The sequence below is a fragment of the Priestia sp. BR_2 genome (genome assembly GCF_041954005.1).
GTDB lineage: Bacteria > Bacillota > Bacilli > Paenibacillales > Paenibacillaceae > Paenibacillus_AQ > Paenibacillus_AQ lautus_A.
Genome location: NZ_JAVFHM010000179.1, coordinates 1 through 1,589 on the forward strand (window position 1 = coordinate 1; position 1,589 = coordinate 1,589).

Consider the following 1,589-nt stretch of genomic DNA (forward strand, 5'->3'; position numbering starts at 1 on the left):
TTACTGGAGATAAGAGAACGGTTGCAAGAGAGATGGCGCGTCGCTTAAAACTGAACTGGTATCATGCAGAGGCTTTGCCAGAAGATAAAGCCTTTTATGTAAAAAGGTATGGAAGAACAGGTGCTGTGATGATGGTAGGAGACGGAATTAATGATGCGCCAGCTCTAGCCCATGCCGATGTAGGCGTAACAATGGGAGCTAAACGAACGGATATCGCTTCAGAAGCCAGTGACGTTATCATTACGTCTGATAACCCAGAAATGCTTTCTGAGTTAGTTGGATTGTCTAGAAAGACAATGAACGTTATTAAACAAAATTTTATTGCCACATTTGCTGTCAATGGTATGGCAATTTTATTCGGTGCTTTAGGTATCTTCTCTCCAATTGTGGGAGCAGCTATTCATAATGCGGCTACTATTGGTGTAGTAATAAATAGTGCAAGAATTTTATGGTTAGGGAGGGAAGACAATGAATCCCAAATTCTATGTTCTGCATGATATACCAGGTCGTATTCGATTTCATATCCCTGCATTGAGAGATAAAAAAAATCATGTGGAAATTGAGCATATGTTTTCTGCTTTGAAAGGTATAACGAGTGTAAGAATAGAACCCACCATTCAAACTATGCTTATTTACTATGATGTTTCACAACTTTCTCGCAGTACTATTTTTCGCTACGTATCTATCTTTTTTCAGCAAACGCGTTTAGATCCACTAGACGATATCATGATTCAAATGGATCCTGCTACAAGAAACGACTGGCTACGCACACTGTTTTCTGGTGGATTACTTTTACTAGCAGGTATTCGAAAATCGTCTTTTTATAAACCAGATGCACTCGTATATGGAGCGGTAGTTGCAACAGGTTATACGGTCTTATCCCATGGTACGAGCAATAAAATGAGGCACCCAGACATTTTAACTGGAATTGTTACGATGTTATCTCTGGGGCCATCAAATATGCTGTATGTAGCGATGATTACATGGATTGTGAACGTGTTGGAATTGTTACATGAAAAGCAGAAAGTGCAGTCACAAAAGTTATCTACAATTACTTAAGATATTCATTCATACTTTTCGTATGAATTGATATAAAAAACTTATGATTATGGGGGAGTTATATAATGATTAACCGTGATTTTCTAATGGGATTTGTATCAGGAACAGTGGTAGGTGCAGTAGGTTATCGTTTATATGAACAGAATGGTGGCCAACTACAACGCCTTGTCCAACCAAAACAGGCATATGGTGGACAACAAACTATTTCATCTTATCAACCTTCCATGGAAGAGCTTCAAGCGCAGAAAGAGCGTTTAGAGGACATGATTGCTGAATTACAAGTAAAATAATGACAAAAAGAGTGAGAGATAGTTCCAGGCTATCTCTCACTCTTTTTATTCATAATGAGGGAATCATTTTTAAATGATGAAACGCTTATTTACCGCACGCTAAAAAGTTTCCTATGGTAAACTGTTATCTTTATTATATTCCGTGGTTTAAAAATTATCAATGTTTATACAAGAAAATGTTCCAATTTTATAAATAATTAGAGTGAGATAGATTTGTATATATTTATCACTTACCGCAAC

At 37.0% G+C, this 1,589-nt stretch carries 3 protein-coding genes; all 3 read left to right on the forward strand.

The window, feature by feature from the left end:
- On the forward strand, positions 1–497 hold a 497-nt coding region (locus tag RB298_RS08665), incomplete at its 5' end, for an HAD-IC family P-type ATPase (protein ID WP_486046809.1).
- Positions 469–1,059 (forward strand): HMA2 domain-containing protein, encoded by a 591-nt coding sequence (locus RB298_RS08670; protein ID WP_328107557.1) that lies wholly within the window; start codon positions 469–471, stop codon positions 1,057–1,059. The genes RB298_RS08665 and RB298_RS08670, both read left to right, overlap by 29 nt.
- Before the next feature lie 65 nt (positions 1,060–1,124).
- The gene (locus tag RB298_RS08675; RefSeq protein WP_011106165.1) at positions 1,125–1,349 is read left to right on the forward strand and encodes a hypothetical protein; all 225 of its coding nucleotides are present in this window, start codon (positions 1,125–1,127) and stop codon (positions 1,347–1,349) included.
- Positions 1,350–1,589: the final 240 nt, after the last annotated feature.